Here is a 25117-nt window from a genome sequence, read left to right on the forward strand (position 1 = left end):
GTGGCGTCACTCCGTGACGGTGGGCGGCGCGGACAGGAACGGGCGGACCTCCAGCCACTCGTGGATGGGCTTCCCGCCCGCCCCCGGAGCGGCGGACAGCTCCCCGGCCAGTTCGACGGCGCGGTCGTAGCCGTCGACGTCGATGATCATCCAGCCGGCGATGAGGTCCTTGGTCTCGGCGAACGGCCCGTCGGTGACCGGCGGGTGGCCCTCGCCGTCGTACCGGACCCACGCGCCGTCGGGGGCGAGCGCCGAGCCGTCGACGAACTCCCCGGTCTTCTCCAGCCGGTCCGCGAAATCCTGCATGTACTGCACGTGCGCCGAGATCTCCTCGGGCGTCCACCGGTCCATCGGTACGTCGTTGACCGAGGCCGGGGCTCCGCGGTAGTGCTTGAGCAGAAGGTACTTGGCCATGGTGTTACTCCTCGGTGCTGTGCGGCCCATTGTGGCCGCTTTCACTCCAGGGACGGAGCCGGATGCGGGTTCTCGACATCGTCGCCCGAAAACCTCTCGAAATCTTTTCGGCGGGCCGGACACGAGCCCGCGATCCCCGCTCGCGCGGGCCCACGGACGTGACCGCACGGACTCCGCATGCGGCCCACAGGACCGCGACGCGGACTGACCGGAGACGGGGAGCACGAAGACGACGGCCCCGGGGAGGCCCGGAACGATGGGTGAGCACGCGGATCTGCCCGGCGTCAGGACCTGCTACGAGACTGAGGAGGGCCGACGACCCGCTGGTGCTGCCGCACGGCGGCTCCTGCACCAACGACACGCGGGGAGCGCAGCGATCCGACCTCGCCGCCGCCCACCGCGGGTATCTCCCGGAACGGAGCGCCCACGGGCACACGGCTGACGTCGCGGGGCCGCTGACGTACCAGGACACGGCCCGCGTCCGAGGCGCCCATCCTCGTCATGGTCGGTGATGACGACCTGATGACGCTGATGCACACGACGGCCGTGTACCGCGCGGTCCCGGACGCCGAGCAGGCTGTCGTTCCCGGGGCGTCCTCCCCCGCCACCTGGCCCCGCTGGAGAAGCCGGCACTGGTCAACCGGCTGACCCTCCACCACCTCCTACAGGAGGCGGTGGAGACGGTGACGCCCATCCGGTACGCCGCGGTCCGCGTCCTTCTCGCCTTCGCGCTCGCACGCCTCCGCCGTGCTGACGTTCACGCGCAACGAGGTGGGCGCGTCCCCGGCACCTGGTTCCGCCGGCTGGCGTCGCTCAAGACGGCCGGCGCCCTCACCCTCCTGATCGGCCTCACTGGTCCCGCGCGTGCTGTGGGCCTGAACGCCCTGACCGCTGCCGAGGCTCCGGCATGCCGCTGGCCCGGTCGACCGAATCGATCAAATGTCAGCAATGGTAGAGATGGTCACATTTATGCTGGCTTGATGCGATCTGCTCCCTGGTGGGCCTTGGTCTCCTCCGGATGTGCCCCTGTCCTTCTGGTCGGCTCCTGGATGACTGCGCAGCTGCGCCAGGGGCCGGAGTACGACCCCGCGAGGCAGACCCTGAGCGTGCTGGCCTCCTACGGTGCTGCCAGCTACTGGCTGATGACGGGGATGCTGCTGGTACTGGGGTCGTGCTACGTGGCGACGGCGCACGCGCTCCGGCCGGCGGCGCCCGCCGGCCGGGTGGCCCTGGCCGGCGGCGGACTGTGCGCACTGGCCCTGACGCTGGTGCCCGTCCCGAACAGCGGCGGGGCTTTGGAGCATGGCGCCGTGTCCACCGTGGGCCTCGTGCTGCTGGCGGTGTGGCCTCCCCTGGCCGCCGTCCGGGACCGGAAGCCGGTGCCGTGGGGGCTGAGGCTCGATGTGTCGCTCGCCGCGAGCGGGTTGATGGGCGCCAGCGCCCTGTGGTTCCTGGCCGAGCTGCAGAGTGCGGGGGCGCCCGGCGTGGCCGAGCGCGTCGTGACGTTCGTCCAGGCCTTGTGGCCCTTCCTGGTGGTCGTTTCCTGCCGCAGGAGCGCGGCCTGACGGAACCGAAGCTCCGAAGACGCGGAGGAAACGCGCCTACGCGCCGTCCGCCACACGCCGCAGCCAGGCGTCGAGAGCCGTGCAGTCGCTGACCGCCAGTCCTCGCCGGGGCCCACCCGGTGGGGCAGGCCCGGGGCGGGGTGGTGCGCGGAGACCCAGGCCTGATCGGTGTCCGTGATCTCGTCGTCGACCCGGACGAACGGACGTCCGGCGGCCGGGAGCGGTGCCATACCGGCAGGCGGTGCCGGACGGTCCTTACGCGGCGCCTGCCGCCCGCCTGAACGACGGCCGGGTCATCGTCGTCACCCAGCCCACCGGCAGGCCGGTGCCCGACCTCGTGTCGTACGCCCCCGAAGTCCCCGCCTCACGCGAACCGCCCGCTTGCCGCTTCGCCGCCCCTGACCAGCACTTCAGCGCTACGGTTATCCGTAGATCGGCCCTGGTGCCGCCCCACCGGGGGAGGCACCAGGGCCGGTCTACGAATTCCCCCTCGGCGATACGCTCAACTTCAAGAGGCCCGGCCACGGCCTGCCGATGGAGATCGGGATGGGCCTGCTTGCAACGGATCGGCGGTGGCGCTCCCCCGGGTGGCGCCCGTGCCGGAACTCTTCGTGGGGCGGCCACGAGGGCTGTTGTCAGAGGCGATTGGCAAGATAGCGGCCATGAATGTCACTCCTGTCACTCCGCCACGGCCGATCGACGTTGCCGCGGTCTTTCCCCAACTGGCCCCGCTGGCCCGCACGGCGACCCGCCTGCACCCCCGCCCCGGCGGGCCGACGTGGCACGACAGCTCGGTCGGCGGCCCGCTGCTGTGGCCCGCTGAGGAGCCGTGGCCGCACTGCCAGGAACCGCATGTGGTGGATGGCATCAACCGGGCCCAGCCCCCGGCGGATCTGCGGCTGGAACGACGGATCTTCGCCGCCTCGCACGGCCGGGACCTGACTCCGGAGGAACGGGAGACTCTCGAGCGGATCCGGCCCCCTCGGACGTATCCGGTGAGGCCGGCGGTCCAGGCGTACGGCGACCCCATAGCGATGCTGCCCGTGGCGCAGCTGTACGCACGGGATGTCCCCGATCTGAGCCCGCCGGAGGGCAAGGACCTGCTGCAGGTTCTGTGGTGCCCCTTCGATCATCCGATCATGCCCAGGACCCTGCTCTTCTGGCGTTCGGCAGCCGCCGTCACCGACGTCCTCGACACGCCCCCCGAGCCGCCCGCAGTGCAGTTCGACGGCTATCTACCGGAACCGTGCGTCCTCGAACCGGAGCAGATCACCGAGTACCCCGACCATCTGGAGCTGAGCGGAGAACTGCGGGAGCAGCTCAAGCAGTGGAGTGTGCCGCAGGCAGCAGAGGAAGACATGGACCCGGACACGTACTACGACTGTGTGCTGTCCAACGCACCCGGCTGGAAGGTCGGCGGCTGGCCCGCTTGGAACTCCACCGACCCCAGCTCGCAGTCCTGCTCCGAGTGCGGCACCGGCATGGAGGTCCTGATGACCGTCGCCACGTTCGAGGAAGGGGACGACACCGGGAACAGCTGGTCTCCGCACCCCCACCCAGGTGCTGGACCGTACCCCGGCCACCGCGGCTACAACGCGACCGGGGTCCAGATAGGCAGCGGCTACCGACAGCACCTGTTCGTCTGCCCGGCGGAGCCCGAGCATCCGCACATCGAGTTGATGACGTAGCCCGCCCGCGAGGTGCAGCGGGGGCGTCACGATGAGGGCTCGCCGTGACGCCGGGTGGCCACGAGGCTCAGGGGGGGCCTGCCTGCGGCCCGACATCCGAGAAGGAAGCAAGCCATCCCTGACGCGACCGCGACGCATCGCCCCAGGTCGAGAGCGTGGGATGAGCGACCGCCGACGTCGAGGAACAGCATCGGACGCTGCGCCCCGCGCGTCACGGGAGGACGACGGCGGTGGCCCCACCGTGCACGGGCCGGGCGTCAGGGCCACGACCGGTGCGGCGCGGTGGGAGCGCCGGTGCGGACGGCTCCAGGGTGACAGCCGGCCGCCGCCACCCCGGAACCGGTACGTCGGGCCCGGCACCATCCCGAACGAGAGGCCCTAGGTGAGCGGCTCGACCCACACATCGCGATAACGGATCTTGCTCCCGTGGTCCTGGAGCCTGATCGCCCCGGCCGTCGGACCCTCGGCAGCACCGCCGCCCGTCGGGCCGTCGACGGCCACGTCGTCGTGGACGGTGACGCCGTTCCACACGACGGTGACCCGGGCGTCCTCCGTCTTCACCCCCGAGGCGTCGAAGCGGGCGGCGCGGAAGGTGATGTCGTACGTCTGCCAGGTCTCCGGGGCCGTGGCCGCGTTCACGTCCGGAGCCTTCTTGGTGTAGATCGCCCCGGCCTCGTTGTCGGCGAGCGTGGTGTCACCGTACGAGTCGAGGATCTGCACCTCATAGCGTTCCTGCAGATACACGCCGCTGTTGGCGCGGTCCTGGCCGGTCACGTCCGGCGGAAGGTTCGGCAGCCGGAACTCGACGTGCGCACGGAAGTCCTGGAAGCCCTGCTTGGTGCGCAGGTCCCCGCCGGCGACCTCTATCTCCCCGCCGCTCACCGGCCATTCGGGTGGCCGGCCGTCCGGATGCTGCCAGGCCGACTGGTCCGTGCCGTCGAAGAGCTGGACGCGGGCCCCCTTCGGATGGACGGTGATCATGTCCAGGTTCACATGGCCGGTGTCACCGCTGGCGTAGGAGTAGGTGATCGTGTTGTGGCCCTCGCGCAGCTCCAACTGCTCCGTCCCCGTCGACCAGGTCTTCCAGTCGGTGGTCGACAGCAGCTCGATCTGCCGGACCTTCTCGCCGTTGACATGGACGCTCACCGTCTTGGTGCCGGGCGCCGGATCAGGCCCGTTGGAGTAGCGCAGACCCACGTCGTGGGTACCAGCCTTCCCGGCCTCCACATCGAAGGTGACCGCCGCACCCTCGTTGCCGAAGTTGTCGACGAAGCCGCCGCCCGAATAGCCCGCGTGCTCGGTGTCGAAGCCCGCTCCGCCGCCGAGGGCGGCCTCCTCCGCCTCGTACCGGGTTGCCGGGGGCCGGTCGCCGGGCAGGGAGTTGAGGGTGTACCAGGCCTCCGTGCTCCACAGCTCCGTGCCGTCGGCAGAACTGAAGGGGCGCGGCGAGCGGACGTGGACCACACGGTTCGCCTTGAGCCCGGGAATGGTCAGCGTGACCTTCTTGCGGTCCTCGGAAAGGGCGGCCGCACCCACGTCCAGGGACTCCTCGTCGATCTTGGGGCCGCCGTAGGCCGGGGTCGGGGCGTACGCCCACTGCTCGACCCGGTAGCTCTCGGCGAGCTGCGCGGCCGTCTCCTCGGAGAGCGGCTCGGTGTACTCCAGCTCGAAACCGCCCGGCTTCGCCCGCATCGCCAGGATGTCGAAGGCCTTGTCACCGCTGGGGGAGAGTTTCTGGAGCCCGTAGGTCAGCTTGCCCTCCTGGCCCCAGTTGCCGCCCGCGCCGAGGCCACCGGCGTAGATCGCGCCGTCCGGGCCCCTGCTGATCCGGTTGACCCCTGCCTCCAGACCCTGGGTGAAGCGGAACACCGCTCCCTGATACTCGCCGTCGACCTTCTCGAGGTAGGCGCGCTGGATGCCGCCGTACGTGACGTCACCGAACAGCATCTGCCCGGCGAACCGGCCCTCGTCCAACTGCAAGGGTGTACTAGGGGAGTTGGCAATCTCGTTCTGCGGCAGCCAGAGCACCGGCTTGGTCACCGGCTTCCCGTCGAAGGGGCCCGGCGGGTTGGTGTAGTGGTTGAAGAAGCGGTCCTGCTTGATGTGGAGCAGCTTCGAGGAGGGCAGCCAGCCGCCCTGGTTGTCGAGGACGAACATGTCGCCCTCAGGGCCCCAGCCGATGCCGTTGGGTGTCCGCAGACCCCCGGCTATGTAGTCGACCTTGCCGGTCTCCTTGTTCACCTTGATCGTCGAACCGCGGTTCGGCGCGGGCTGCGGGTCGGTCGTCGCCCCGCCCAGGTCGATCGCCACGGACAGGTTCAGGTAGAAGTAGCCGTCCCGGTAGAGCAGGCCGAAGGCGAACTCGTGGAAGTTCCCGCCGTACGGCCAGGTCGCCACCGTCCGGCGCTCATCGGTCACGTCGTCGCCGTCGGTGTCGGTCAGCTCGGTGAGCTCATGCTTCTGAGACACATACAGCTTGCCGTCGACGGCCTTGATGCCCATCGGCTCCTTGAGCCCCTCGGCCACCTTCTTGGCCGTCACCTCGCCGGGACCGGTGTCGCCCTGGACGTTGTCGAGGAGATGGACCTCGCCGGTCGTGTTGTCGGTGCCGCCCCAGGTGGTCACGGCGAGTCGGCCGTCGGGCAGCCAGTCCATCGCGGTGACCTGCGGTTCGAAGCCCGCGGGCCGTAGATCGGTGAGCGCGTAGTCCGGGTGCGTCCCGGTCAGCGGCAGCCCGTCGCCGGGGGAGTCGAGGGCGCCCTCGCACTCCTTGCGGCCCGGCGCCGTCACCCGTACGACGTCGGCGTCGGTGCTCAGCACGGAGTTCGGCACGACGGCGAAATCACCCGCGCCGGGCGGCTTCCATTCGAGGGTGACCTGCTGGCCACCGGTGCGGTCGAAGTGGTCGATCCGCAACGTGTGATGACCTGCCGTCAGCTCGGCCGACCCGTCCTTGGGCTCGGCGCCGTGCAGCCCGTCGTGATCGATGACGGTGGAGCCGTCGATCCGCAGCCGCGAACCGTCGTCGCTGGTCAGGCGGAAGGCGTACACACCGTCGTCGGGAACGGTGAGGTTGGCTGTGACCTGGGAGACGAAGTGATCGCCGAAGCCGAAGTCGTCCGGCGAACTCCAGTCGATGCCCGGCATCAACTTGTCGATGTTCGGCGTCTGTCCGGCCTTGATGTCGCACAGCTCGCCGAGGGGGACCTGCACGTCGAAGACGCGCAGGGTGACGCCCGGCTCCTGCGGCGGGAGTTCGTCCCGCGGTACCGGCGCGGCGGCGGCCGGCACGGTGGAGAAGGCGCCGACGAGAAACGCGGAAACCAGCAGCCCGGTGAGATGTCTGCGGCAACGGTGGAGCGGCCGTGGATGCATTCTTCCTCCTGGCCCCTCGCGGCGAGGGGCACGTCGCGGCGGTGGGTGGGGCCACCCGGCGCCCGGGGGTGAACGGTCGGCTCGTGCGGTGGGGCAGCGCTTCGTCCGGACAGGGGCTCCGGTGGCTGCGCCGAGAACAGTAGGAGGCTTCTACCGGCGGCGTCCATACTTCGTCACCACAGTGTTCAAAGTTCGCAGGCGTTGATGCAAAGTCACCAAACCCCTTGTTATGCAAGGCATCTGACGCTCCATCGGCAACCATCAGGCTCCTCCGGGGGCCGCGTATCCCGGGGAGGCGTTCTCGCGCGCCGATGAAGCGGGCCCGCGCGGCCCGCTTCATCAGAGGTGAGTCAACGCAGATGGGTCAACAGCAGGGCGAACGGGCGCTACTGGCCCTCGCGGCCCATGGCGGAGGCGAATCCCAGCCACGTATGGCGGTTGCCCCACCAGCACCAGCCGACCTTGGGGGCGTTACGACGTTCCTTGCCGTCCCGTCCGGTGCCGTTGCTGATCCAGAGTGCCGGGGTACGCGCGTCCAGGACGCCGTTCGCCTTGCGCAGCCGGGACCCGATGGTCATGAAGCAGAGGTTCCGCTCAAGTACCGCCGGCTGCTGCAGGACCCAGTGGATGCCCTCCGTGAGCACCAGGGGGGTGCGGCCCTCCTCGGTGAGGGCGGGCAACGCCTCTTCGGGGCTCCAGTTGGCCATGTGGTCGCCGCGGTCGGGTCCGGCGACGAAATAGAGAGGCGCGTTGGGAAGTTCGACCGCGTCGGGGGCGAACAGGTCGACGTCGGGCATGTCGACGACGACGAAGCCGGGCTTGCCGTCGCGCAGAAGCAGTGGCGCGAGGGCGGAGGCGGGGGCGCGCTCCGGATGGACGGCGAGCAGGACGTCACGGCCCCGCCCGGCCGTCTGGGCGAACGCGCGGATGTCCTCGGCGGGAATCCCCGCGATCTCGTGCACCCCGAGCTGGATCAGGCGCTCCGCCTGGGCGGAGGGCGACGGGAGCGGGGGCACGGTGTCGGCAGCGGAAGTATCGGGCAAGGCGGTTCCTCGGATTCACGGTTCACGGTAGGGGCCGGAGGTCGAACGAGAGAGTTCGCCGAAGTGTTCCCCACGCGGCCACCTCCCCTCGGGGCGGGCCCGCTTCCGTGCTGCCGCCCCGACGTCGGCGGGTACGCGGGCGATCCGCCGTTCACCCGAGGCCCCGGACGCCCTGCCGGCCTCCAGCGACCACCCGGTGATCGTCACCGGCTACGGCCGCCCGCGCCACCGACCTTTTGCGCGCGATCTCCTGGTCCTCTCGAACCTCGAGCTCTCACGTTGCCACATGGTCAGTCATATTTCGGCGCGGTACGGCTTCGTCCTGCCAGCGGTAGAGGTCGCGCAGCAGGGAAACCTCGGCGCCGTGATGGATCAGCTCCCTGTTGACGTGCAGGACCCTGTTCTCCATGGGAAACCGCTCGGGACCCACAGTAGGCGGATTGTCCAGGTCAGCGTCCGAGAGCCCGCGGACCCCCGCGTCCCATCTCCCGTACATCTCATCGAGCTGTTTCAGCGCCTCGTCAGCGGTCCCCGCGTAGACGATTGCCCGGGACTCGAGGTCCTGGCCGCCGAAGTACCACCCGACCCGATAGCCCAGGCAGGAGACGATGATGTGCGCCAGCCGCCAGGCAATCGTGGTCACCGGCGCAGGCGCCGGGGCAGGGGACACGAAGTCCATCGTCCATTGCCCCGGACCTTCCGGCACCGGTGCGGCCGACGTGGCACGTGGGCGGATGCTCCAGCAATCGCGCACCGGCTCCCAGAAGTACTCCTCGTCGGTAAGACCCTCCAGCCGTGGCCGCAGGTTCCTGGTCCAGTACCAGTCCAACTGGTCCGCGAGTCGGTCGCTTCTTGTCATTTCCGCACATTACCTAAACGGAGACCTGGCTGCGCCCCTCGCGGACGCCGTCGCCGGCCGTGGGCCGCGAGACGTACTGCACCGGGAGATGACTCTGGGTCCTGACGTGCCCTTCCGACCTGCGTGTTCGAAGATGGCGAAGACTCCATGAGCGCGGAGGAAAGCCCCGGCGCCCGGGGAAGCCCAACAACAAAGGCAAGGAGAGAGACCTCTCCTTGCCACTCTCAACTTATAGCTCACCGGGGGGCTTGCGGCAAGACCCCGGTGACGGCGCAGAATCCTCGGGTCGATGTCACCACCAGCGGGAACGGTGACACGACGTGCGCCGACCGGCCGGGAGGATTCGCCGGTCCATTCGTCAGAGGGAAGACAACCAGGAATGAGTACGTGTCCGACAAGAGGTTCGACAGAGGGCGAGGCGCCGGTGATCCGACCGGCCGCCGCAGTGCGACGGAATACGGCCGCTCCGGAGGTGTCGCGATGACGAACCCGTACGTATTGGACCTCAGCGAGGTCGACGAGACGCGTGTCGCGGCCGTCGGCGGCAAGGGCGCACACCTGGGCGGGCTGTCGCGGATCGAAGGCATCCGCGTGCCGGACGGCTTCTGCGTGACGACGGACGCCTTCCGGCGGGCCATGGCGGAAGTCCCGTCGATCGACGAACGGCTCGATGACCTGTCGCGGCTGAACCCGGAGGACCAGGAGGCGATCCGCACGCTCAGCGCACGGATTCGCCGCATCATCGAGGAGATCGCCGTCCCGGGCGACATCGCGGCGGCGATCACCGGCTCGATCGCCCGCTTCGGTGAGCAAGCCGCGTACGCCGTCCGGTCCAGCGCGACGGCGGAGGACCTGCCGACAGCCTCCTTCGCCGGCCAGCAGGACACGTATCTCAACGTCCTGGGGCCGATCGCGGTCCTCCACCACATCAGCCGGTGCTGGGCCTCGATGTTCACGGAGCGGGCCGTCGTCTACCGACAGCGGAACGGCATCGACCACCGTACGGTCCACATGGCCGTGGTCGTGCAGCGGATGGTCTTTCCGCACGCGTCCGGCATCCTGTTCACGGCCGACCCCGTCACCGGTAACCGGAAGGTCGCCACCGTGGACGCCGGCTTCGGCCTCGGCGAGGCCCTGGTCTCCGGCCTGGTGAACCCGGACGTCTTCACGGTCCGGGACGGTGAAGTCGTCACCAGGACCATCGCCGCCAAGGAGCGCGCCATCCACGCCCTGCCCGCCGGCGGTACGCGGGAAGTGCCGGTCGACGCACGACAGCGGGAGCGGCCGGCGCTGACGGATGAGCAGGCCGTCCGCCTCGTGGGGCTCGGCCGCAGTATCGAAGCGCACTTCGGCCGCCCGCAGGACATCGAATGGTGCCTGGCCGACGACGGCTTCCGGTTCGTGCAGAGCAGGCCGATCACCACCCTCTTCCCCCTCCCCGACATCGAGAACGGCGACGAGGGGGATGACGGGGAGAACGCCGATGGGAATGACAGGGGGAACCGCGTCTACGTCTCCGTCGGCCACCAGCAGATGATGACCGACCCCATGAAGCCCCTCGGGTACTCCATGTGGCAGCTGACGGCCATGGTGCCGATGCACGAGGCCGGCGGGCGGCTGTTCGTCGACGTCACCCCGCGTCTGGCATCGCCCACGAGCCGCGACGGCCTCCTGGACGCAATGGGGAAGGGCGATCCGCTGGTCAGGGATGCCCTGGAGACCGTCCTGGAACGCGATGGCTTCGTTCCCTCGCTCCCGGACACGGCTCCCGGCGGGCCGCCGTCCACCGGTGCGCCCGCCCCGATCGAGACCGATCCGGCCGTCGTCACCGAGCTGATCGAGCGCAGCCGGACGTCCATCGGGGCCCTGGAACAGGACATCCGGACGAAGGAGGGTCCGGCGCTGTTCGACTTCCTGCTGGAGGCCTTCGAAGAGCACAAGCGGGTTCTGGCCGATCCGCTCAGCATGCGGGCGCTCATGGCGGGGATGGACGCCACCTGGTGGCTCAACGACAGGCTGAGGGAGTGGCTGGGCGAGAAGAACGCCGCGGACACCCTCACGTTGTCGGCCCCCGACAACGTCACGTCGGAGATGGGACTGGCGCTGCTCGACGTCGCGGACGTGATCCGCCCGCTGCCGGAGGTGCTGGCCTTCCTGCGGGAGGCCGAGCACCTTGAGGACGCCACCTTCCTGGACGAGCTGGCGAAGACCGAGGGCGGAGGCGCGGCACGGGAGGCCATCGAGGCGTACCTCGACCGGTACGGCATGCGCTGCGTCGGCGAGATCGACATCACCAGGCCGCGATGGCGCGAGCGCCCCACCACGCTCGTTCCCGTGATCCTCGACCATGTACGGAACTTCGGGCCGGGCGCTGCCGAGCAGCGCTTCGAACAGGGCCGGCGCAAGGCCCGGCAGAAGGAACAGGACGTGTTGTCACGGCTGCGGGCCCTGCCGGACGGGGACCGGAAGGCCGACGAGACCCAGCGGATGATCGACCGGGTCAGGACCTTCATCGGATACCGGGAGTACCCGAAGTACGGCATCGTCAGCCGCTACTTCGTCTACAAACGGGCCCTGCTGGCGGAGGCCGAGCGACTCGTGCGGGACAAGGTGCTCGACCAGAAGGAGGACGCCTTCTACCTGACGTTCCAGGAACTCCACGAGGCCGTACGGTCCCACCGTGCGGACGCGCGGCTCATCCAGCGGCGCAAGGAGGCGTTCCGTTCGTACCACGCGCTCACCCCGCCCCGGGTACTCACGTCGGACGGTGAGGCCGTCACCGGCGCGTACCGGCGCGATGACGTGCCGGCCGGCGCGCTGACCGGCCTGCCGGTTTCCGCCGGGACCGTCGAGGGAAGAGCCCGCGTCATCCTCGACATGGCGGAGGCCGACCTCGACGCGGGCGACATCCTGGTCACGACCTTCACGGACCCCAGCTGGTCGCCGCTGTTCGTCGGGATCGCGGGCCTGGTGACGGAGGTCGGCGGTCTGATGACCCACGGCGCGGTGATCGCCCGGGAGTACGGCCTGCCGGCCGTCGTGGGCGTGGAGCGGGCCACCCGGCTGATCCGGGACGGGCAGCGGATCCGTGTCCACGCGACCGACGGGTACGTGGAGCTCCTGCCCTGACCGCCCGCACCGGGGCCCCGGTCTCCGGCGCGGCCCGCCCGTGACGCGCCGCGTGTACCTCGGCCCGGCCGTGTCAGACGGCTGACCAGCCGTCGTCCACGGGCAGGACGGCGCCGTTGACGAAGGAAGCCGCATCGGACGCCAGCCAGACGATGGCGGCGGCCTGTTCGTCCGCCGAGCCGATGCGGCCGATGTTCGCGCCGATGAGGCTCCTGAGGACGGCGGGGCCGTGCGCGTCGGGGCGGCTGTCGACACCGATGCCCGTCGCGGTGGGTCCGGGCGCGATCACGTTGGCCCGGATGCCCTGCCCGCGGTACATCACCGCCAGGTTCCGGCGGCGCACGAGACCGACGACGCCGAGTGGGACCGGGTGCCATGATTCCCGCGTTGTTGACCAGGACATCGACCCCGCCGAAGAGGGCGTCGAGGAGACCGTACGGAGGGTCACGGCCGCCGGGGGCATCGCCCTGGCGGCCGTCGGGGACCTGGCCGAGCAGCGGGTGGTGGACTCCGTGGTGGCCCGTGCGGTGGCGGAGTGGGCTGCGGGCTGGGAGTTCGAGGCTGAGACGTGGGCCGACCGACCCGCGTCAGGCGGGGTGGCCGGTCCTGCTCCGGAGGACTTCCGTCATCGACTTGTCGCGCCAGCGTTCCAGAAGCTCGTGAAAGGCGACGGCCCCGTGCGGATAGGCGAGGGGACCGTTGGGCCGGCCTCGCCCTTCACGGTTGTAGTAGCCGGGAGTGCACTCTGCGTGGAACCACTCGTGGTCGGGCGCGCCCTCGGCCAGTACGGCGATCCAGGCGTCCTCGGCCTCCAGGGAGGGTTCGATGAGGGCGCCGCCGGCTTCCGCGGCTGCGATGAGGGCGGCGGCGTGGATGGCCTGCTCGTCCAGGATGTGGGTGAAGTTGACGCTGCTGGCGTTCTGGAGGGGCCCCATCTGCAGGAGGTTGGGGAAGCCGTTGCTCGTGAAGCCGTGGAGCGTGCGCGGGCCCTGCCGCGCCCACCTGTGCAGCAGTTGGACGCCGCCCCGGCCGTGGACGGGGAGCTTGCCGGAGTGGATGCCGGAGGCCCCGACGTTGAACCCGGTGGCGAAGATCAGGCAGTCGAGTTCGTACGTGGTGCCGGCGACCGTGACGCCGTGCTCGGTTATGTGTTCGATGCCGTGGGTGTCCGCGGTGTCGACGAGGGTGACGTTGTCGCGGTTGAACGCCGGGTAGTACAGGTCGGAGAAGGTGGGGCGTTTGCAGGCGTAGCGGTACCAGGGCTTGAGCTTCTCCGCCGTCCGCGGGTCCGTGACCGTCTGTTCGACGCGGGCGCGGAGCTCGCTCATCTTGGCGGCGTCGGCGGCCTCGTAGGCGGCTTCGAAGGCCTGCCGGTCACCCTGCCGCCGGAAGCTTGGAAGGAGTTTCTCCAACAGGCCCGCCGACGCGGTCCACTGGTCCGCCACCAGGTCCTGGTCGGCGCTCTCGCCGGAGACGATGCGGAGGTAGTTCTCCCGTCGCCCCCGGGCCCAGCCCTCGCGGTCGGCGCCCACCTCCCGGGCGGTGGTGCGGCGGTTGCCGCGTACGTCCACGGTGGAGGGGGTGCGCTGGAAGACGTGGAGGTGTGCGGCGTCCTCGGCCAGCATCGGGATGACCTGGATGCCGGTGGCCCCGGTGCCGACGATGCCCACCCGCTTGTCCGCGAGTCCGGCCATGCCGCCCTGGGGGGTGCCACCGGTGTAGGCGTAGTCCCACCGTGAGGTGTGGAACGTGTGGCCGGCGAAGTCCTCGATGCCGGGGATCCCGGGAAGCTTCGGGTCGGTGAGGGTGCCGGTGGCGTTGACCACGTACGTGGCCCGGAAGGTGTCGCCGCGATCCGTGGCCACGACCCAGGTCTCGGACGCCTCGTCCCAGGTCAGTGAGGTGACCGCGGTGGAGAACAGTGCATCTGCGTACAGGTCGAACTTCCGCGCGATCCGCATCGCGTGGCGGCGGATCTCGTCACCGGGGGCGTACTTCCACTCCGGGACATAGCCGGTCTCGTCGAGCATCGGCAGGTAGACGTGGGACTCGACGTCGCAGTGGACTCCCGGATACCGGTTCCAGTACCAAGTGCCGCCAAAATCACCGCCCTTCTCAAGAATCCGGACGCGCTCGACGCCCTGCTGCCGCAGGTGCGCCCCGGTGAGGATGCCGCCGAATCCGCCGCCGATCACGGCGACCTGGACAGTGTCGTGGAGAGGGTCGCGCACGACCGGCCCCTCCGTGTACGGGTCCGCCGCGTAGTAGCCGAACTCGGCGTCGGCGTCGCGGTACTGGGCGGCGCCGTCCGGGCGCACACGCCGTTCGCGTTCGAGCCGGTAGCGCCGCCTCAGTGCCGCGAGCTCGTGGGGAGCCGGTGCTTGAGGAGTCGTCATGTGGGGGTCCTCGATCCGGATGGTGGGGCGGCCCCGGTCGGGCGGCCGTCCGCTACGGTAGCAACTACCGGACAGTACTGTCCGGTTGAAGTCGGGGCGGGACAGCGACATTCGGCCAGGCGTTCCCCTCCCCGCAGGCCGCTTACTTCCGCCCCCCCCGGAACCCGCCCACTGGACAGGAAGAGTGATCCCCCCATGCAGCGACTTTCAGCCCGGTCCCTTTCCGCGCTCGCCACCGTCGGCGCGCTGGTCCTCACTGGATGCGGTACGGAGAGCGGCGGCCCCGAGGGCGAGGCGTCCTCGGTCTCCGCGGGGCGGACCATCCGGGCGCAGAAGGTCATGCGGCTGACCCAGGTGCACAGCGAGACCGGGATGACCTTGCTGGAGGGTCCTGTGTTCGGAGACGACGGCGGCCTGATCGTCGTCGACGTCACGGCGCCCGAGGACAGGCCCAAAGTCATACGCGTGGACGTCGCTAAGAAGACGTCCCGGACGCTCCACACCGACGGCAAAGGGGCCTACACCTCGGCACAGTTCAGCCCGTACGACGGACGGCTCTACCTCAGCGACTTCGCGCACGGCGAGGTCGTGAGCCTGGCCCCCGACGGCGGCGACCCGCGGACCTTCTTCTCCGGCGAGGTCGACGGAGCACGGATGAACCCCGACGACATCGCCTTCGACCAGGAGGGAAACCTGTACGTCAGCGACTCACGCGGTCTGTCCGAGGGCAAAGCACACGGGCGTGTGGTGCGGATCGACCGGGAGGGCGGCCGGGCCACCGTTCTGGCCGAGGACCTGGCCGCGCCGAACGGGGTCTCCTTCGACGCGGACTACCGAGGGCTGTGGTTCAGCGAACTCACCGAGAACCGGATCTCCTATCTGCGCCTCGACGAGAGGGGTGGGGTGACGTCGCGGCACACCGCCATCCGCGTGGACGGCGGACTCGCCCAGACCGACTCGATCGCCGTGGACGCGGACGGCAACCTCTACCAGGGGCTGCACGGCCGGGCGGCCATGGCCGTGTACGACCGGCACGGTGAGCGGCTGGCGACGGTGGAACTTCCCGCGCGGGCCGAAGGCCTGGAGTCGGCGACCAACGTGGCGATCACACCCGGCGGGACCAGGGCGTACATGACCGTCAGCGGTCCCGCCGGGGGTTACCTGTACGCCTTCGACGCGCTGGCGGAAGGCACTCGGCAGTCCAACGGCGGCTGACGCGGACCTCGGCTCAGCGGCCGAAGGCCCGCACCGGCCCCACCTCGACGCCGAGCAACCGCCAGGCGGCCAGAGCCCGGTGCTCGCGCTCCTCGCGGGTGGGGCCGATGACGGCGGCGGAGACCATGGCGACCGAGAGCACGAGGTCGTCCCCCGAACTCAGCCGATGACCGCGGGGGAGGTGCTTGCGCAGAGCACACTCCACCCGCTCCGACAGGGCAAGGGCGTGCGCGCGGATGCCCGAGCGCCCGCCCGCCCGGTCGGCGTGCAGAAGACCGATGAAAGCCGCCGACTCGGCAAGATGCCACGTCAGCACACCGAGCACGGCGTCGAAGGTGGCGTCCTCGTCCGCGGCGGCCTGCTCGACCTGCCGCACGTTTTCCTCCAGAACCGCCGCCACCGCGGCACTCCGGTCGGGAAAGTGCCGGTAGAGAACGCCCTGCCCCACCCCGGCCCTGCGCGCGATCGCGGAGAGCGGCGCCTCCAAACCATGCTCGGCGAAGACCTCCCGCGCGGCGATGACCAGAGCGGCCCGGTTACGGGCGGCGGCCTTCGGCCCGTCGTTCGCCGGCCGCCGCCCGTCCTGCTCGATCTGCTCCGCCACCCCGGCAGCGTACCGGCCGGGCAGGAGCCCTCACCTCCCCGGCCGGGTCGGCAGGCGGCAACGCCGCGTCGGGGGTCGGGCCAAAACCTGAGCCAGAACCATTACTCGTGAATGAGCCACCTCGTACGCCAGCGTGCCTCCGTGTGTTTGCTGAGCAGGGTCCGCCGCACGGCCGGGATGCTATCGGGACAGTTGCGGTCCAGCAGATGCGCGAGCGCTTCGAGCGGCTGAGCGACACCGGCCGGCGGACGGACAACGACCCGGAGATCCTGGCTTGTCGCCGCCGGTGCCGGGCCGCGGCCGGAAGTCGGTCCAGAGCTTGCAGGCCCGACTTCCGGCCACCAGCGGAAGGAGCGAACGTAAGTGACCGGTGCATACCCACCCCACGACCGGCGGGAGAGTAACTCAGACGGCTGCCCATGTCCCCAGGCGCGCTGGCGGCTTGGCTTGATTCGTGTGGGTACCATCGTCGCTACACCCACGTCGAAAGCCGAGGATCACATGTCTGGAAACCTTCCCGCTTCGAGCGTCACGGCAGACTATGCCCAGCGGGTCGCCGACGACCTTTCGGCGACCCGGAGCGAGCAGGAGCGTGTGCGCACCGAACTCGCACGACTGCAGGACGAGCTCGTCCGCCTGGAGGACAGCGAACAGGTCCTGACGAAGATGCAGGAAGTGCTCGGCGGCACGCCCAAGCAGACAATCAAGCAGAAGAAGAGCCCCAAGGGAACCGTGGTCCCTGCGGCCCGGCGTTCCAACAGCAAGACAGCCGCGGGGAAGCCGACTGCCCCCAAGCACAAGAGTTCCAAGAAGACGGCCACGCCCAAGAAGGCAGGAGAGCCGACATGGATGGAGCTGACCACTGCCTACCTGGGAGAACAGAACGAACCCAGGTCAGCAGCAGAAATCGCAGCCGCGCTCACCGAGGCGCATCCTGAACGTTCGGTTCAGGTGCCGGTGGTGCGTAACACGCTGGAACAGGGTGTTACGCAGGGGCTGCTGGAGCGTTCCAAGCAAGGGCGTTCGGTCTTCTACAGCCCTGCCTCCACCACCTCGGCCCCGTCCGAGGCCTATGAGCTCGTAACACGATCATGATCGGGCCTTCTTGAGACGCCTCCAGCAGATGAGGCTGCAGGCGAGGGAGACGAAGGCGTCGTGGAGGTCGGTGCGGCGTTCCCATCGGACGGCGAGGCGTTTGAAGTGGTGGAGCAGGGCGACGGTCTGCTCCACGACGTAGCGGAGCTTGCCCATGCCCTTGATGTTCGGTGACCCCTTGCGGGAGATGACGGGCAGGATCCGCCGGCGACGCAGCTCGTCGCGGTGCGCGTTGCAGTCGTATCCCTTGTCGCCGAGCAGGGCTTCAGGTCTGCGGCGGGGCCGACCCGGGCGGCCTGCGACGGGCGGGACTCCATCGACCAGGGCGAGGGTCTGAGTGACGTCGTTGACGTTGGCCGCGGTCGTGATGACCTTGAGCGGGGTGCCGCGTCCGTCGCAGATCAGGTGGTCCTACGTTGTTGCGTGGGTTGGACGGGCCAGTCGTAAGGTCCAGAGACCCAGAGACGCCGGGTATGGCTTTCAGGTGGTTGCCCTCGATGGTTCCAAACACCTCGCCGCCCGGTGTCTCACGACGACCCGACCGCTGATTAGGAGCTGCGGGGCCCCTGCGGGTGATCGCTGAGTAGGACCACGCTGGCGAGGTCGTCCGGGAGCACGGCGCCTACGACCGGAGGAACTAGTGGTCCAGATCTGGGCAGGTACGGACATCGGCAAGACCCACCATCATTGTGTGGTTCTGGACGCCGAGGGCAAGCGGTTGATGTCGAGGCGGGTTCTGAACGATGAGCCGGAACTACTGGCCCTGCTCGGCGATGTGTTGGCCCTCGCCGAAGACGTGGTCTGGGCGGTCGACGTCGCCGACGGCATGGCAGCACTGTGGATCAACGTGCTTCTCAATCACAGGCAGCGGCTCGTCTATATACCGGGCCTGGCGGTCAATCGGGCATCGGCCGGCTATCGGGGCATGGGCAAGACCGACGCCAAGGACGCGACCGTCATCGCCGATCAAGCCCGGATGCGCCGGGACCTGACGGTCCTGCGGCCTGACGAAGAGAATGTCGTCGAGCTCAGGGTTCTCACTGACCGACGCTCTGACCTCAACGCGGACCGCACCCGTCGGATTAATCGCCTTCGCGGCCAACTCACCGGAATCTTCCCTGCGCTAGAACGCGTACTCGATCTCGGCAACGCCGGCCCGCTGATCCTACTGAGCGGCTACCAGACCCCGGCTGCCCTGCGCCGCACAGGCCGCACCCGGCTGAAGACGTGGCTCAGGAACCGTAAGGTCCGCGGCGCCGATGCCCTCGCCGAGACAGCCCTGGAGGCAGCTGGGCGTCAGCACACCGCTGTCCCTGGGGAGAAGATCACCGCGCAAGTGATCCACACCCTGGCGAAGGAGGTGATCGGCCTCAACGAGCAGATCGCGGAGATCGACAAGCTGATTGCGGCTCGGTTCCGCGAGCACGAGCTCGCCGAGGTGATCTCCAGCATGCCCGGGATCGGTACGTTGCTGGGCGCCGAGTTCCTGGCGGCCACCGCCGGCGACATGAGCCGTTTCGGCAGCTCCGACTGCCTTGCCAGCTTCGCGGGTGTCGCTCCGGTACCACGGGACTCCGGCAATGTCAGCGGCAATCTGCACCGGCCTCGGCGCTATCACCGCGGCCTCCAACGAGTCTTTTATACCTCCGCGCTGATCAGTATCCGCAGTTGCGATGCGTCCCGTCGCTTCTACGAACGCAAGCGCGCTGAAGGCAAACGGCACACCCAGGCAGTCCTCGCGCCGGCCCGGCGACGGGTGAACGTTCTGTGGGCCTTGATTCGTGACGGACGGTGCTTTCAACATGAACTTCCCGTCACAGAAGCGGCTTGACAACGACATTAGGAGGTGTCTGCCGCTGCCCGAGGCTTCTCGTTCTCTTGTTTGGGCTGGGCTTCCCCCGGTCTCACCTTGCGCAGGAGGAGTGACGTGGCTACGACGAGAATCAGTACGAGGGTCGCGCTGATACCGGCGGCGGTGCGCAGGCTCAGGGCGAATGCCTCGGCCGCCGCGTCACGCAGGTCCTCGCCGAGGGGGCCGGAGAGTCTGCCCGCGGCGGCCACCGCCGCTCCGACCGTGTCCCGCGCGGCTTCGGCCACCGTGTCCGGGACACCGGCGGGCAGGCGGTCGTCGATCTCGTCGCGGTAGACCGCCGTACCGATGCTCCCCATGATCGCGATGCCGAGCGCGGCGCCCAGGTCCGTGCCGGTCTCAGAGATCGCCGAGGCAGCACCCGCCCTCGTCGGCGGCGCCGAGCCGATGATCATGTCATTGCCCAGCGAGAGCGTTGGACCGAAGCCGAGGGACATCACGACACCGCCGACCATGACGACGGCGAACCCGGAGTCGGGGCCGACCTGGGTGAGAATCCCCAGTCCCGTGGCCGCCAGTACCAGGCCGCCTGCCATCAGGTACGCCGGGCGCAGCCGCGTCGCGAGCAGCGGGGTCAGCATGGTGCTGAGAATGTTCGCCAGGGCGTTGGGCACTACGACCAGGCCGGCCTCGAACGGCGACAGCCCGACCACGGCCTGGAGATACTGCGCTACGAAGAAGTTCGTTCCCGTCATCGCGAAAACGACCAGCGTCAAGGTGCCGAGCGAGGTGCTGAAGGAGCGGTCGCCGAAGAGCCGCAGGTCGAGCAGGGGCGTGGCAAGCCCCCGCTGCCGCAGGACGAAGTAGACGCCGAGGACCGCGCCCGCCAGGAAGACGAGCACCGCAGGAACGCTGATTCCCGCCACCGCGAACTGCTTGAGCCCGTAGACGACCGACAGGGTGGACACCAGCAGGGTCAGCACGCTCATGAGGTCCAGGCGTCCTGGATCGGCGCTGCGGTACTCCGGCAGCAGGATCGGACCCACGACGACCAGCAGAAGAGCCACGGGAACGGCCAGCAGGAACACCGACCCCCACCAGAAGTACTCCAGCATCAGACCGCCGATCACGGGTCCGAGCGCCGTCCCGGCGGTGAAGCTGGAGATCCAGACGCTGATGGCGACGGTGCGCTGCCGGGCGTCCGCGAACATCGTGCGGATCAGCGACATGGTGGACGGCATCAGGGTCGCGCCCGCGACACCCATCAGCGCGCGCTGTGATCAGCATCTCGACGCTGGTCGACAGCGCCGCCAGGAGGGAAGCGGCACCGAAGGCCGCCCCCCCCCGATGACGAGAAGCTTGCGCCGGCCGATCCGGTCACCGATCGTGCCCATGGTGATCAGCAGGCCGGCAATGAGGAACCCGTAGATGTCGATGATCCACAGCAGTTGCGTACCGTCGGGTTTCAGGTCCGCGCTCAGGCTCGGTACCGCGAGGTTCAGTACGGTCATGCTGAGGGCGATGACAACGGTGGGCAGCGCGAGCACCGCGAGCCCCAGCCATTCCCGCGTGGTCGCGCGAGGAGGCGCGGCGGCATTCATGGAAACCCTTTCCTGGATCTCGTCCTGGCGAGTTGGCGTGCGGGGGTTGTGTACGGACGGGGCGTCGTACGCCGGTCACGTCACCGGGGGCGTGGACAGGCCGGCGACCGGCCGCCTCTTCTCCCACTCCTCGACAAGCATCGCGAGCATGGCGTCCGAGTCCACGGCCCCGTGGATGATCTGCCGCCCGTCGACGACGAAGGACGGCACCGAGGTCACCCCCGCGTGACGGGCTCCCGCCTCCTCCGCGCGGATCTCGTCGGCGAAGCGGTCGCCGCCCAGCAGGGAGACCACGTCGTCGTCCGCCAGCCCCACCCCGGCGGCCAGTTCCTGCAGCACGTCCCTGTCGGCGATGTTGAGCAGTTCGGTGTGGTAGGCGCGGAAGAGCCGTTCGTCCATGGCGTCGCCGGCTCCGTCCGTCCAGGCCAGCCGGGACAGCCGGTGCGCGTCGAACGAGTTGACGGGGCGCACCCCCTCCGGGCGCAGGACGACACCCTCATCGGCCCCGAGCCGGCGAATCCTGTCGAACACCGCGTCGATGTCGGGCTTCGGCATGCCGTAGTTCGTGACCATGAGATCCGCGAGCAGGTCTCCCTGGATACGGCGATGATCCGGGCGCAGTTCGAAGGCGCGCCACCGCACGGTCACTTCGTCGGCGTGGGGAAAGCGCTCCAGAGCCTTCTGCCAGCGGAGCCTTCCTAAGTAACACCAGGGGCAGACGAGGTCGGACCAGATCTCAACCGTGAGCACGCGGAATCGCCTTCTCTCTTTGTCGTTGGGCGCGCTCGCCATGCTTCAACCTCAAGTGTGGTTGATGTCAAGACGGAGCGGATGCCGGGGTGACGGCCCCGAGCCGGCTGCGAGCCGGCTGCGAGCCGGTGTCGAGCGGCCTTCGAATCCCGCCGGCGGCACGCTGGTCACGGCCGTGGCCGGTACGAGTTACGACGACCCGGGCTTCCGCTGGACCTCGGAGGACCCGGCGGACGGCACCGCCCACGATCTGCACTGTTACCCCAACCCGGACAAGCTGGTGGAGCTCTCCCGTACCACGGTCGGCTGACCCACCACGGTGCGCAGGGGCCCCGGACGGACCGGGGCCCGGCGTTCCGGCGCCGGCGCGGCTGTCAGCCGATGCGGGCTGAGGTTTCCAGGATGGCGATCCGGCCCTCCCGCGTGGTGTCCGCCGCGGAGACCATGATGCCCAGCGTGGTGGTGCCGGCCTCGGCGTACCGACTCATCCGCAGGGCTATCCTCGCCTCGTCGCCGATCAGCCCTGTCGCGTCGATGAACTCCACCGGGATGATCTCGCCGGCCGGGTCCCGGTCGCCGCCGCGCAGCGCCTAGCGCAGCCCCTCCACGACACCCTCGAAGCCCATACGCCGGGCCAGCGCGCAGTGGAAGTTGGTCTCCGGGTCGCCGATACCCATCAAGTAGACGTACTGACCCCGCAGTTGATCGGCGGCGGCACGCACGTCGCGGCCGATAGCGGTGGGCAGGCACGGGATGACCTCGAATCCCGCCAGTCCGAGTCTCCTGGTTCTCCGCCCCGCCAGGATCTGGTCCACGGCCTCGCTCACGGTCTCGGGCGGTGTGAACACGCCGATCCAGCCGTCGGCGATCTCCCCGGCGAGCCGGAGGTTGCGCGGCCCGCCAGCTCCCAGGTAGACGGGCAGATTCCTGCGGTAATCCTCGGTGTAGAGGTGGAGTGGCGCGCCTCCGCGGCCTGCGGGCGGGAGGGAGAAGTGCTTTCCCCGGTACGTGACCGGACCGCTGTTCAGGGCGGCCCGCACAATCTCCACGTACTCACGGGTGCGGGCCAGCGGGCTGTCGAACGGAACGCCGTACCAGCCTTCCGAGACATCCGGGTTGGACAGCCCCAGGCCGAGCCGGAAGCGTCCGCCGGACAGCGCGTCGAGTGTCGCCGCCGTGAGCGCGGCGGTGGCCGGGGCCCGAGCAGGTATCTGCATCACGCCGGAGGCGAGCCCGATACGCCGGGTCCGTCCGGCGACGAGCCCCAGCACGCTGGGGGCGTCGTTGCGGTAGCCCTCCGGCACCAAGCCCATCTCGTAGCCGAGCTGTTCGGCGGTCACGGCCAGGACCACGGCGTCCCGCGCGACCAGATTCGCTGCGAGCTTCATCGTCGGACTCCTTCCAGGTACACGTCGTACGCGGTCAGACGAGGGTTGCGCCGCCGTCGACAGGGATGACCGCCCCGGTGAGATGCGCCAGTCCGAGCACGGCGGACACGGTGCGTGCGACGTCCTCGGCGGTGCCCACGCGGCGCAGAGGCGTCTCCTCACGGCACTTGGCCGCGAGCTTCTGGAAGAAGGGGTCGTCGCGCGTCCACGCGGTCTCGGTGAGCGCGGGTGCCACGGCGTTCACCCGGACCCGCGGGCCGAGAGTCGCGGCGAGCAACTGCGTCATGTGGTTGATGGCGGCCTTGCTGACCGCGTAGGGGATGGAACTGCCCACGGGACGGGTGCCGGCGACGGACGAGATGTTGACGATCTGGCCGGGGGTGCTCCCCGCGCCCAGATGGGGTGCGGCGGCGGCCGACACCTGCCAGGTCCCGATCACGTTGAGCGAGAGAATGTCCCACCACACCTGCGGGGTGACGGCTTCGAGGTCATGGTGCGGGATGACCTGGGTCGTCCCGGCGTTGTTGACGAGGACGTCGAGTCTGCCGTACCGCTCGACCGCCGCGGCGATCAGGTGCCGTGCCTGCTCCTCGTCGGAGACGTCCGCCTGTACGTACAGGGCGTCCGGGAGCTTCCCGGCCAGCAGGCGGCCCTCTTCGACGGAGCGTGCCGAGTTGACGACGATCCTCATCCCCTCGGCGCTCAACCGTGCTGCTGTTGCGGCCCCGATGCCGGAGGTCGATCCGGTCACAACGGCGACCCTCTGTTCAGGCATGGGCACACATCCTCCGTAGACGGGAGCGCGGCGGCGGTCCTTACCCGTCCTACGGTCGCTGCCGCCGCTCGAAAGTGCCTCAAGAGGCTCTCGAGCGGCGGCCCGGTAGCACCGTTGTTCCCCGCCGGTTCAGTCGACCAGAAGGGCGATCTTGCCGCGCACGTGACCGCCTTCCATCTCCCGGTGCGCCTCGGCCGCCCGTGCCAGCGGGTAGGTCCGGGAGACCACGATGCGCAGCCTCCCCTCCTCGTACAGATCGGTGAGTGCGCTCAGCCGCGCCGTGGAGCGCTGGGTGCTGATCGCCTGGACCCCGTACTCGCCGGCCCGGTCGAAGTCCACGACGGTTCCGATGCGCTGCCTGTCCTGGACCAGTTCCAGCGAGACATCGAGCGCGGCGCCGCCGATCGCGTCGAGCGCCGCGGTGACCCCGCCCGGCGCCAAGGCTTGCACCCGCTCGGTCAGGCCCTCGCCGTAGGCGACCGGGACCGCCCCGAGGGAGCGGAGGTATTCGTGGTTGCGCGGCGCGGCGGTCCCGATCACGGTGGCCCCGAGCGCTTTGGCGACCTGTACGGCCACCGTGCCCACGCCACCGGCCGCCGCGTGGATCAGAACGGTGTCACCCGCGCCGACCTTGAGCTGCTCGACGGCGGTGTGCGCGGTCTGGCCGGACGCCGAGAAGACCCCGGCCTGGTCCCACGGCATCGACGCGGGCTTCCGCACCAACTGGTCGGTGGGAACGACCACATACTCGGCGTGGCCGGCCAGCAGCGCCCACCCGAGGGCTTCCGTGCCGACCGGGAACCCAGCGGCGCCCGGGCTCACCTGGTCGACCACACCGGCGAATTCGTTACCGATTGTCCGGGGGAATCCCGCGGGCACGCCGGGGATCGTCAGGCCGCGCCGGATCGCGCAGTCGAAGGGCTGAATCCCGGCCGCCCTGATCCGTAACCGGACCTGGCCGGGGCCCGCCTGCGGAGTCTCGACGTCGAGCAGTTCCACCACTTCGGGACCGCCGACGGAGTTGATAGCCGCTGCCTTCACACCGTGTCCTCTCGTCAACACCATGAACATCGCACAACGCGTGCGCAACCGGTTCCGGCCGCACGTCGTGACCATCCCCCAACCTCATGTCCGGTTCAGGTCAACACCGTTCATGCTCCGCGTCCCCGCTCCGCCCCGGGCTGAGCTCCGGCGCGGACCGGTCCCGCCGTCCCTGACAAATTCCTGACACAAGTTTCTCGGAAACACCAAATAAGACCGTGTCCTATGTGGGGGTTGGCTCGTTGAGCTCGTCATGGGGCGGGGTACGTGGAGTTGGATTGTTCCGGACGGGCTGTGGGAGATCGCGGAGCCGCTGATCCCGCCGTCGAAGGTACGGCCGCAGGGCGGCGGGACGCAGGACACGCCTGA

At 69.5% G+C, this 25117-nt stretch carries 21 protein-coding genes and 3 pseudogenes; 9 read left to right on the forward strand and 15 right to left on the reverse strand.

The features are described from left to right. Positions 1-6 precede the first annotated feature (6 nt). Complete coding sequence (locus AB0F29_RS11820; RefSeq protein ID WP_361870329.1) at positions 7-414, reverse strand: YciI family protein; 408 nt, start codon at positions 412-414, stop codon at positions 7-9. Positions 415-670: 256 nt separating this feature from the next. On the opposite strand from AB0F29_RS11820, the pseudogene AB0F29_RS11825 reads away from it, so the two are divergent. The 3 genes and pseudogenes from AB0F29_RS11825 to AB0F29_RS11835 form a co-directional block, all read left to right on the forward strand. After that, positions 671-1118, forward strand: a pseudogene (locus AB0F29_RS11825) (alpha/beta hydrolase); the annotation flags it as partial. 276 nt (positions 1119-1394) lie between these two features. Beyond that, positions 1395-1979 carry a DUF998 domain-containing protein gene (locus AB0F29_RS11830; protein WP_361870417.1) on the forward strand — a complete coding sequence of 195 codons (585 nt, stop codon included), beginning with the start codon at positions 1395-1397 and terminating at the stop codon, positions 1977-1979. Positions 1980-2641: 662 nt separating this feature from the next. Next, positions 2642-3667: a hypothetical protein gene (locus AB0F29_RS11835; RefSeq protein WP_361870332.1), complete on the forward strand. Its 1026-nt coding sequence runs from the start codon at positions 2642-2644 to the stop codon at positions 3665-3667. A gap of 378 nt (positions 3668-4045) precedes the next feature. Here the strand turns inward: AB0F29_RS11835 and AB0F29_RS11840 are convergent, their stop codons facing one another. From AB0F29_RS11840 to AB0F29_RS11850, 3 genes are all read right to left on the reverse strand, one after another. Continuing rightward, the gene (locus AB0F29_RS11840) at positions 4046-7042 is read right to left on the reverse strand and encodes a family 16 glycoside hydrolase (RefSeq protein ID WP_361870334.1); all 2997 of its coding nucleotides are present in this window, start codon (positions 7040-7042) and stop codon (positions 4046-4048) included. 386 nt (positions 7043-7428) lie between these two features. After that, positions 7429-8085 (reverse strand): DUF5701 family protein, encoded by a 657-nt coding sequence (locus tag AB0F29_RS11845; RefSeq protein ID WP_361870337.1) that lies wholly within the window; start codon positions 8083-8085, stop codon positions 7429-7431. Positions 8086-8359: 274 nt separating this feature from the next. Then, positions 8360-8944, reverse strand: a complete 585-nt coding sequence (locus tag AB0F29_RS11850) for a DinB family protein (RefSeq protein WP_361870340.1) — start codon at positions 8942-8944, stop codon at positions 8360-8362. 480 nt (positions 8945-9424) lie between these two features. Here AB0F29_RS11850 and rph point away from each other — a divergent pair, with 480 nt between their 5' ends. Further along, positions 9425-12073: a rifamycin-inactivating phosphotransferase gene (rph, locus tag AB0F29_RS11855; protein WP_361870342.1), complete on the forward strand. Its 2649-nt coding sequence runs from the start codon at positions 9425-9427 to the stop codon at positions 12071-12073. Positions 12074-12146: 73 nt separating this feature from the next. Here the strand turns inward: rph and AB0F29_RS11860 are convergent. Both AB0F29_RS11860 and AB0F29_RS11865 read right to left on the reverse strand, forming a co-directional pair. Then, positions 12147-12431: pseudogene (locus AB0F29_RS11860) on the reverse strand (SDR family oxidoreductase); the annotation flags it as partial. Positions 12432-12660: 229 nt separating this feature from the next. Continuing rightward, a complete protein-coding gene (locus AB0F29_RS11865) occupies positions 12661-14469 on the reverse strand; it encodes an NAD(P)/FAD-dependent oxidoreductase (protein ID WP_361870345.1) in 1809 nt (602 codons plus the stop codon). A gap of 195 nt (positions 14470-14664) precedes the next feature. On the opposite strand from AB0F29_RS11865, the gene AB0F29_RS11870 reads away from it, so the two are divergent. After that, positions 14665-15684 carry an SMP-30/gluconolactonase/LRE family protein gene (locus AB0F29_RS11870; RefSeq protein WP_361870348.1) on the forward strand — a complete coding sequence of 340 codons (1020 nt, stop codon included), beginning with the start codon at positions 14665-14667 and terminating at the stop codon, positions 15682-15684. 13 nt (positions 15685-15697) lie between these two features. On the opposite strand, the gene AB0F29_RS11875 is transcribed toward AB0F29_RS11870, so the two are convergent. Further along, positions 15698-16288 carry a helix-turn-helix domain-containing protein gene (locus AB0F29_RS11875; RefSeq protein WP_361870351.1) on the reverse strand — a complete coding sequence of 197 codons (591 nt, stop codon included), beginning with the start codon at positions 16286-16288 and terminating at the stop codon, positions 15698-15700. 501 nt (positions 16289-16789) lie between these two features. On the opposite strand from AB0F29_RS11875, the gene AB0F29_RS11880 reads away from it, so the two are divergent. Then, positions 16790-17383, forward strand: coding sequence for a hypothetical protein (locus AB0F29_RS11880; RefSeq protein ID WP_361870420.1), 594 nt, complete (start codon positions 16790-16792; stop codon positions 17381-17383). Here the strand turns inward: AB0F29_RS11880 and AB0F29_RS11885 are convergent. Beyond that, positions 17378-17788 (reverse strand): transposase, encoded by a 411-nt coding sequence (locus AB0F29_RS11885; protein ID WP_361870423.1) that lies wholly within the window; start codon positions 17786-17788, stop codon positions 17378-17380. The two genes, AB0F29_RS11880 and AB0F29_RS11885, sit on opposite strands and share 6 nt — an antisense overlap. A 235-nt stretch (positions 17789-18023) precedes the next feature. Here AB0F29_RS11885 and AB0F29_RS11890 point away from each other — a divergent pair, with 235 nt between their 5' ends. After that, positions 18024-19214 (forward strand): IS110 family transposase, encoded by a 1191-nt coding sequence (locus AB0F29_RS11890; protein WP_361870354.1) that lies wholly within the window; start codon positions 18024-18026, stop codon positions 19212-19214. Positions 19215-19222: 8 nt separating this feature from the next. Here AB0F29_RS11890 and AB0F29_RS11895 read toward each other — a convergent pair whose 3' ends face one another. The 3 genes from AB0F29_RS11895 to AB0F29_RS11905 form a co-directional block, all read right to left on the reverse strand. Beyond that, positions 19223-20458, reverse strand: a complete 1236-nt coding sequence (locus AB0F29_RS11895; RefSeq protein ID WP_361870357.1) for an MFS transporter — start codon at positions 20456-20458, stop codon at positions 19223-19225. Between the two features lie 15 nt (positions 20459-20473). After that, entirely contained in the window at positions 20474-20794 is a 321-nt protein-coding gene (locus AB0F29_RS11900; protein ID WP_361870360.1) for an MFS transporter, read from the reverse strand. Positions 20795-20869: 75 nt separating this feature from the next. Then, complete coding sequence (locus AB0F29_RS11905; protein WP_361870363.1) at positions 20870-21544, reverse strand: DsbA family oxidoreductase; 675 nt, start codon at positions 21542-21544, stop codon at positions 20870-20872. A 175-nt stretch (positions 21545-21719) separates the two neighbouring features. On the opposite strand from AB0F29_RS11905, the gene AB0F29_RS11910 reads away from it, so the two are divergent. Continuing rightward, a complete protein-coding gene (locus AB0F29_RS11910; protein WP_361870367.1) occupies positions 21720-21854 on the forward strand; it encodes a hypothetical protein in 135 nt (44 codons plus the stop codon). Between the two features lie 64 nt (positions 21855-21918). Here the strand turns inward: AB0F29_RS11910 and AB0F29_RS11915 are convergent, their stop codons facing one another. The 4 genes from AB0F29_RS11915 to AB0F29_RS11930 all read right to left on the reverse strand — a co-directional run bounded on the left by AB0F29_RS11915 (position 21919) and on the right by AB0F29_RS11930 (position 24748). Beyond that, positions 21919-22089, reverse strand: coding sequence for a hypothetical protein (locus AB0F29_RS11915; RefSeq protein ID WP_361870370.1), 171 nt, complete (start codon positions 22087-22089; stop codon positions 21919-21921). A 45-nt stretch (positions 22090-22134) separates the two neighbouring features. Beyond that, positions 22135-22932 carry an LLM class flavin-dependent oxidoreductase gene (locus AB0F29_RS11920; RefSeq protein WP_361870373.1) on the reverse strand — a complete coding sequence of 266 codons (798 nt, stop codon included), beginning with the start codon at positions 22930-22932 and terminating at the stop codon, positions 22135-22137. A gap of 34 nt (positions 22933-22966) precedes the next feature. Further along, positions 22967-23707, reverse strand: coding sequence for an SDR family oxidoreductase (locus AB0F29_RS11925; protein ID WP_361870376.1), 741 nt, complete (start codon positions 23705-23707; stop codon positions 22967-22969). A 129-nt stretch (positions 23708-23836) separates the two neighbouring features. Further along, on the reverse strand, positions 23837-24748 hold the full coding sequence (locus tag AB0F29_RS11930) for an NADP-dependent oxidoreductase (RefSeq protein WP_361870379.1): 912 nt from the start codon (positions 24746-24748) through the stop codon (positions 23837-23839). A gap of 253 nt (positions 24749-25001) precedes the next feature. On the opposite strand from AB0F29_RS11930, the pseudogene AB0F29_RS11935 reads away from it, so the two are divergent. Then, positions 25002-25117, forward strand: a pseudogene (locus AB0F29_RS11935) (IS5/IS1182 family transposase); the annotation flags it as partial.

Source organism: Streptomyces sp. NPDC026589 (assembly GCF_040638385.1).
In the GTDB taxonomy this organism is placed as follows: domain Bacteria; phylum Actinomycetota; class Actinomycetes; order Streptomycetales; family Streptomycetaceae; genus Streptomyces.